This is a genomic window from Mycobacterium sp. (assembly GCF_050701675.1).
Classification (GTDB): Bacteria; Actinomycetota; Actinomycetes; order Mycobacteriales; family Mycobacteriaceae; genus Mycobacterium.
In genome coordinates, this window is record NZ_JBOGDD010000068.1 from 1 (window position 1) to 7012 (window position 7012).

The 7012-nt window shown below is 68.5% G+C and carries 7 protein-coding genes; 3 read left to right on the top strand and 4 right to left on the bottom strand.

Annotated elements, in window-relative coordinates:
- The 3 genes from ACRDUX_RS02040 to ACRDUX_RS02050 form a co-directional block, all read left to right on the top strand.
- The coding region (locus ACRDUX_RS02040; protein ID WP_526410519.1) for a homoserine O-acetyltransferase family protein at positions 1 to 495 on the top strand (495 nt) is incomplete at its 5' end.
- Positions 492 to 1229, top strand: coding sequence for a class I SAM-dependent methyltransferase (locus ACRDUX_RS02045; RefSeq protein ID WP_526410521.1), 738 nt, complete (start codon positions 492 to 494; stop codon positions 1227 to 1229). The genes ACRDUX_RS02040 and ACRDUX_RS02045, both read left to right, overlap by 4 nt.
- 120 nt (positions 1230 to 1349) lie before the next feature.
- Positions 1350 to 2210 (top strand): endonuclease domain-containing protein, encoded by an 861-nt coding sequence (locus ACRDUX_RS02050; RefSeq protein WP_526410523.1) that lies wholly within the window; start codon positions 1350 to 1352, stop codon positions 2208 to 2210.
- A 77-nt stretch (positions 2211 to 2287) separates the two neighbouring features.
- On the opposite strand, the gene ACRDUX_RS02055 is transcribed toward ACRDUX_RS02050, so the two are convergent.
- The 4 genes from ACRDUX_RS02055 to ACRDUX_RS02070 all read right to left on the bottom strand — a co-directional run.
- On the bottom strand, positions 2288 to 3802 hold the full coding sequence (locus ACRDUX_RS02055; RefSeq protein ID WP_526410525.1) for an FAD-dependent oxidoreductase: 1515 nt from the start codon (positions 3800 to 3802) through the stop codon (positions 2288 to 2290).
- Entirely contained in the window at positions 3783 to 4436 is a 654-nt protein-coding gene (locus ACRDUX_RS02060; protein ID WP_526410527.1) for a TetR/AcrR family transcriptional regulator, read from the bottom strand. The genes ACRDUX_RS02055 and ACRDUX_RS02060 overlap by 20 nt, the downstream gene beginning before the upstream one ends.
- Before the next feature lie 62 nt (positions 4437 to 4498).
- Positions 4499 to 5677, bottom strand: a complete 1179-nt coding sequence (gene hutI / locus ACRDUX_RS02065; RefSeq protein ID WP_526410529.1) for an imidazolonepropionase — start codon at positions 5675 to 5677, stop codon at positions 4499 to 4501.
- Positions 5674 to 7012 (bottom strand): formimidoylglutamate deiminase (locus tag ACRDUX_RS02070; RefSeq protein ID WP_526410531.1); only part of this gene is annotated, 1339 nt, incomplete at its 5' end. The genes ACRDUX_RS02070 and hutI, both read right to left, overlap by 4 nt.

A 7012-nucleotide genomic window follows, 5' to 3' on the forward strand; every position in this document is an offset into this window, starting at 1 on the left:
GGCGACTACTACGGCACCGGACGCGCCCCCGGCGTCGGAATGGAGATCGCACGGCGCTTCGCGCACCTGACCTATCGCGGCGAGACGGAGTTGGACGACCGGTTCGGCAACGATGCCCAGGGCAACGAGAGCCCAACCACCGGAGGCCGCTACGCCGTTCAGAGCTACCTGGAACATCAGGGCGGCAAGCTGGCCGCGCGGTTCGACGCGGGCACCTACGTCTCGTTGACGGACGCGCTCAGCACCCACGACGTCGGTAGGGGCCGCGGCGGAGTGGCCGCAGCGCTGAGCAGGGTCACCGTGCCGGTGGTCGTGGGCGGCATCACCTCCGACAGGCTCTACCCGATTCGACTGCAGCAGGAACTGGCCGACCTCCTGCCCACCTGTACCGGCTTGAACGTCGTCGATTCGGCGTACGGCCACGACGGGTTCCTCGTCGAAACCGATGCCGTAGGCGAATTGATCCGCCAGACACTGGAGTTCGCGTCCAAGTGACCAGTGACGAATCACGTCAGCGTCAGTCGCTGTCCTTCGGTCAAGAGGCGGCCGCCTACGAGCGGGGGCGACCGTCATATCCGCCGGAGGCCATCGACTGGCTACTCCAGAAGGATGCGCGCAACGTCCTCGACCTTGGAGCGGGCACCGGCAAGCTGACGGTCCGCTTGGTCGAGCGCGGTCTCGACGTCACCGCCGTCGATCCGATCCCGGAGATGCTCGAGGTCCTCAGCCGCTCACTACCCGACACCCCGGCGCTCCTCGGTTCCGCGGAGGACATCCCGCTGCCAGACGACAGCGTGGACTCCGTGCTGGTCGCACAGGCCTGGCACTGGTTCGACCCCGAGCGCGCCATCAAGGAAGTGGCCAGGGTGCTGCGCCCAGGCGGTCGGCTCGGGCTGGTGTGGAACACCCGCGACGAACGCCTCGGTTGGGTGAAGGATCTCGGGCGCATCGTGGGCCACGAGGAAGACCCCTTCAGCCGTCAGGTGACGCTGCCGGAGCCCTTCGCCGACGTCGAACGCCACCAGGTCGAGTGGACGAGTTACCTGACGCCGCAGGCACTCATCGACCTCGTCGCATCGCGCAGCTACTGCATCACCTCACCGGCCGCCGTGCGCTCCAAGACCCTGGATCAGGTGCGGGAGCTGCTGACCACTCATCCGGCGCTCGTCAACACCGCCGGCCTGGCGCTGCCCTACATCACGGTGGGCGTCCGGGCCACGCTGGCCTGAGCCCTTCGCCCACTGCACGCTTGTTTACGGGGGTTCCTCGGGATTTGCGTACAACAAGCGGGCAGTCGGCGGCAGGAATTGGTGCACAACAGACCCGTGGCCGTGCCCGACGATTGGTGAGTGTCCGACCGACTCGTCGTCGCGACCGAGGCTCTCGCCGACGGCAGCCTCACCCGTCGTGACCTGAACCGCCGATACACCAAGGTCCATCGAAATGTCTACGTCCGCAGAGGTGTGGAACTGACCGCCCTCGATCGCGCCCGTGCGGCGTGGCTGTGGTCGGATCGGCATGCGACCCTGGTCGGCCACTCAGCAGCCACTTTGCTCGGCAGCCGGTGGATTCCGGACGACGCGCCCGTCGAGGTGGTCCACTCCCGCAGACCTCCGGCCAATGGCATCACCGTTCGCACCTACGAGCTCCGCGACGACGAGGTGTGCCGGATCGACGGCATCGCCTGCACGACTGCCGCGCGGACTGCGTACGACCTCGGCAGGCTACTTCCGCTGGAGACTGCGGTGATTCGCGTCGATGCGCTCCTCAACGCGACCTCGGCCACACCGCGGTCGGTCGACGACGTCGCCCGGTGGCATCACGGCGCAAGAGGCGTTCGACGATTGCAAACCGTGATGGACCTGGTCGACGCCGGGGCGGAGTCACCACAGGAGACGCGGCTGCGGTTGCTCCTCGTCCAGTCTGGACTTCTCCGCCCAGTGACACAGATCCCGGTGACGAACGAACACGGTCGCGTGGTGCGCCGAATCGACATGGGCTGGCCCGAGTGGAAGGTGGGCGCCGAGTACGACGGGGAGCAGCATTGGAGGAATCCCGTTGACCACGCCAATGACATCGACCGTCTGGAGTTCCTCGCCGCCAAGGGATGGCTCATCGTGCGCGTCAGTGCGAGGCAATTGCGCTACGAGCGGCCGAGGGTGGTCGAACGGGTGCGACTCGCTCTGCAAGTACGGGGATGTCCCGCCTGAGCCCTTCGCCCACTGCACGCTTGTTTACGGGGGTTCCTCGGGATTCGCGTACGACAAGCGGGCAGTCGGCGGGGCGGTCAGGCTGGCGCACCGAACCAACGCTGCAGCGCCGCAACCAGTCCCGGCCCGTCGGTCGTCTCCGTCGCCCATGCGACGTAGCCGTCGGGGCGCAGCAGCATCCCGGTGACCGGCGAGTCCACGACGGTGGCCCTTACCAGGTCGACGCGGTCGGCCCAGCCGGCCGCGGTTGCGGCGAACGCACCGCCGGACAGATCGAGCAACACGGGTCGCGCGTCACGCAACAGCTCGGCTACGCGACGACCATCCGTGAGCGTCAGCTCCGGCACCAGGCGCCCGGACAACGCGTGCTCGTCGTCGACGGCATAGCGCACGTCGGAGCCCGCCAACAGGTGCGCCATGTGACGACGCACCTCCGGCTGGGTCAGGAGTTCGCCGAAAAGCGTTCGCAGCGCCCCGACTTCGGGACCCGGCGCCATCAGGGCCTGCTGCGACAGCGAGTGCATCATGACCCGCTCCCCGACGGGACGGCGCTCGGACTCGTAGGTGTCCAGCAGGCCGGCCGGAGCCCAGCCCTTCACCTGCGCGGCCAGCTTCCAGCCCAGGTTGACGGTGTCCTGCAGGCCCAGGTTGAGCCCTGGCCCGCCCATCGCCGAGTGGACGTGCGCGGCGTCGCCAAGCAGGAACACGTTGCCCGCCCGGTAGGTTTCGGCCAGCCGGGTGTTCTGCCCGTCGATCCGGCGAAGCGCGTGCGGGCCTGGGCCGTCGGGTGGCTCGATTGGCAGATCGACGCCGAGCACGCGTCGCGCACTCGCTCGCAGATCCTCGAGGGACATCGGCGGAGCGTCGACGGGTAGCCGTCCGGCTTCCATGGTGGCGAATAACGGCCGGCCCGGCTGCATGGTGGCGAAGATGTAGCCACCGCGGTCAACCCTGTTGTGCCCCCAGCCAAGTGGGCCGAATCCCGGCAGCACGTAGCTACCGTCCTCGGCACGCAGCTCGTCGGGCAGCCGCACGTGCGCCATCCGGGTGACCGTGCTCGAGGTGCTTCCGGGGAATTCGATGCCGGCCGCCTTGCGCACCGGACTGCGCCCACCGTCCGCACCGACGAGGTACCTGGCATCGAGCCGGTAGCCGCGCTCGGGTGAGTCGACGGTGACGGTCACACCGTCCGCCTCCTGCTCGACGCCGGTGAGCTCGTGCCCCCAGCGGATCTCCACCCCCAGATCGCGGGCCCGCTTCTCCAGAAGGCGCACCACCCGTGGTTGCTGAATCAACAACGCATGCAAAGGATTGTCGGTGATGCCGAGCAGGTCCATCGACAGGCCCGAGAACATCCACTGATACATCGCGGCGGGAGGCCCGTCGTCACCGCCGAACGCTTGGTAGAGGCCGCGCATGTCGAGCAGCCGGATCACCTGGCCGACGAGGCCATTGGCCTTCGGCTCTTCACTGGGCCCGGGCAGCTTGTCAAGGACGACCGGACTCACTCCCGTCAGTGCAAGCTCGCATGCGAGCATCAATCCGTTCGGGCCTGCTCCAGAGATGACGACGTCAGCCATGGTTCTTCTCATCCGTTCGTTTCGTCGGTTCGGGCAACCCTGCGGCAACCGCGGCAAGGCCCTCGCGCAACAGGGTGGTGACGGCGACCGGAGGGTCCGCCGTCGCATACGTGTCCATGGCCGCGTCTCCGACCGCTCGCACCACCGCGCTCACCAGTCGCGGGTACATGTCACGCGCTGGGTCGGTACCGCTGCGCTCGGCGACGACGTCGACCCACTCGTCGAACAGTTCCCTTGACATCGCGTTTCGGATCTCGGGTCTCATCAACAGCTTTCGGATCTCGACCAGTTCCGCCCTGGTCGGCACCCGGTCCTCCGCGCTGGTCGCCTCTCCGAAGTCTTCCTCGAGCGGCTGCAGCACGGCCTCGGTGATCGAGGTCCACAGCGGCTCGTCCGACGGACGCCCGCGAAGCACGACGATGCTGCGGCGCAGCCGCTCGGCCTGGCGGTAGGCCAGCGCTTCGTACTTGCCGTTGAAGTAATTGTTGAAGGTGCGCAACGACACTCCGGCCAGGTTGGCGATCGCCTCCCGCGTGACGTCGTCGACGCCATGCTCGAACGCCAACTTCAGCGCCGCGTCGCTGAGCGCCCTTCGCGTATCGGCCTTCTTGCGCTCGCGCAGTCCGAGCGATCCTTGCACTGACATGACCGCCACCGTACGACGAAACTTGCACGGTATGCAAGATTGCCTGGTGGGCAAGTTCTGGACTACGTCGCCCGCCGGACTCCGCTCGCGATCACGTCGCGGACCAGTGGGACGCCTGGCCGGTACGCCAGGTGGACGTACGACGGGGCGTCGAGCGCGACGAAGTCCGCCTGCCGACCGACCGCGAGAACCCCGACGTCGTTACGGCGCAAGGCCGCCGCGCCGCCCGCGGTCGCCGACCACAGCGCCTGCGCGGGGGTGAAGAACATGTCACGCACCGCGACGGCGATGCAGAACGACATGCTCGACGTGAACGACGATCCCGGGTTGCAGTCGGTCGCAAGCGCGACGGTGACACCGGCATCGATGAACCGCCTCGCGTCCGGCCACACGGCGCGAGTGGAGAATTCGGCACCGGGAAGCAACGTCGCCACCGTCGTGTCGGCCGCCGCGGCGAGGGCTTCGACATCGGCGTCGGAGGCATGGGTGCAGTGGTCGACCGAGGCCGCCCGCAACTCGACGGCCAACTGGATGCCAGGGCCCTGCTCGAGTTGACCCGCGTGCAACCGCGGCACCAGTCCCGCCGCCATGCCCGCCTGCAGAATGGTCCTGGCTTCGTCGACGTCGAAGGCGCCCCTGTCACAGAAAACGTCGACCCAGCGCGCCAGCGGCGCACAGGCCCGCAGCATCGGGCCGACGACCAGATCGACGTAGCCGTCGCGGTCGTCGCGGTACTCGGGAGGCACGACGTGCGCGCCGAGGAACGTCGTCTCTTGCGTGAACTCGCGGGCCAGCCGCAGTGCTCGGGATTCGTCGGCAACGGTCAGACCGTAACCGCTCTTGGTCTCGAATGTCGTGACGCCCCCACGGACGAGTTCGTTCGCCAGCCGCTCGACGCCGTGGCTCAGGGTCGAGTCGTCCGCCGCCCTGGTGGCCGCGACCGTGGTGGCGATGCCGCCCGCGGCATAGGGCTGCCCGCTCATCCGCGCCGCGAACTCCGCGGAGCGCTCGCCGGCGAACACCAGATGCGCGTGGCTGTCCACGAAGCCGGGTATCACGCTGACGCCACCGAGATCGGTGCGCGAGTCGGCGTCAGGGGCGTGCCCGCGATCACCGACCCACACGATGCGATCGCCGTCGACGATCAGAGCGCCGTCGGCGATGATGCCGAGCGGACTCCCGTCGCCCTGGCTCGGATCGTTCGTGACGAGCTCGCCGATCCCGGTGTACAGCATGGTCATTGGGCGTACTCCCCCATGAGTCCCGAGATCGACTCCGCTAGCGCGGCGCCGACGTCGTCGATGCCAAGGTGTCTCCGATCGGCCACGACGACGCGGCCGTCGACCACGACGTCGGTGACGTCCGCGGCAGTAGCCGCGAAGACGACGTTCTCGACGGTCGCGCCGCCGCCCGCGGTGCGCAGCGATGCCAGGTCCACGGCCACCAGGTCGGCGCGCGCGCCGACGCTCAGCGTCCCGGCGTCCGTCCAGCCGAGCGCATGCTGGCCATCGAGAGTGGCGGCGCCGAGCAACCGGTCTGCGGCGATGATCCCGCGCTCCCGGCGGGCCAGGCGTTCGTCGAGTTCGGTCGCCCGTGCCTCCTCGAACAGATCGATCACCGCGTGGGAGTCCGACCCGAGGCTGAACAGTCCGCGGCCGGCCAGCAGCGCGGCGGCCGGACCGATGCCGTCGCCGAGGTCGCGCTCGGTGGTCGGACAGAAGCACACGCCCGTCGCCGTGCGATCGAGGTCGGACAGGTCCTCGTCGGTCAGGTGGGTGGCGTGGACGGCGGTGGTCCTGGGCCCGAGAACGCCTGCGTCGCGGAGCAATGCGGTAGGGGTAGCGCCGTGTACGGCGAGGCACTGGTCGATCTCCGCCGTCTGCTCCGAGGAGTGCACGTGCAGAGGTGCGTCATGAGCGTCGGCCCATTCGACGACGGCGGGCATGTGCTCGAGTGGGACCCCACGCACCGAATGCAGTGCGGCACCAATGATGACGCGATCACTGGCCACCTGACGATGCAGCGCCTCCACCCGCTCGGCCCAACCGTCGCCGCTCCCGTCGCCGAAGCGCTGCTGAGGGCCTGGCGCCAACGGAGCCCCGTCGACACCCGAACTGAGATAACACGTGTCGAGCAGGGTCAGCCGCACACCGGCGTCGGCAGCACCCGCGATCAGGGCCTGCCCCATCTCGTTGGGATCGGCGTATGCCGTGCCGCCGACGTCGTGGTGGAGGTAGTGGAACTCGCCAACGGAAGTAATTCCCGCACATGTCATTTCCGCGTAGACCGCACTGGCGAGCCGCCGATATCCGTCGGGATCGAGCCGACCTGCCGCGCGATACATCAGGTCGCGCCACGTCCAGAAGGAGCCGCGGTCCCGCTGCGTGCGGGAGCGCAGCGCCCGGTGGAAGGCATGAGAGTGCGCGTTCGCCAGGCCGGGCACGACGAGACCCGAGAGCCGATGCGACGACGGCAGCGCTGCGGCGTCGGCGACGATCGAGGTGATCCTGCCATCGGACACCGAGATCAGCACCCGGTCCGACACGGTGTCCCCGCCCAGCCAGGCGTGTTCACAC

What these genes read in the sequence shown, in the direction of transcription:
- ACRDUX_RS02055 (WP_526410525.1), bottom strand. Translation starts at nt 3,802, where the DNA reads ATGAGAAGAACCATGGCTGACGTCGTCATCTCTGGAGCAGGCCCGAAC.
- ACRDUX_RS02060 (WP_526410527.1), bottom strand. Translation starts at nt 4,436, where the DNA reads ATGTCAGTGCAAGGATCGCTCGGACTGCGCGAGCGCAAGAAGGCCGAT.
- hutI (WP_526410529.1), bottom strand. Translation starts at nt 5,677, where the DNA reads ATGACCATGCTGTACACCGGGATCGGCGAGCTCGTCACGAACGATCCG.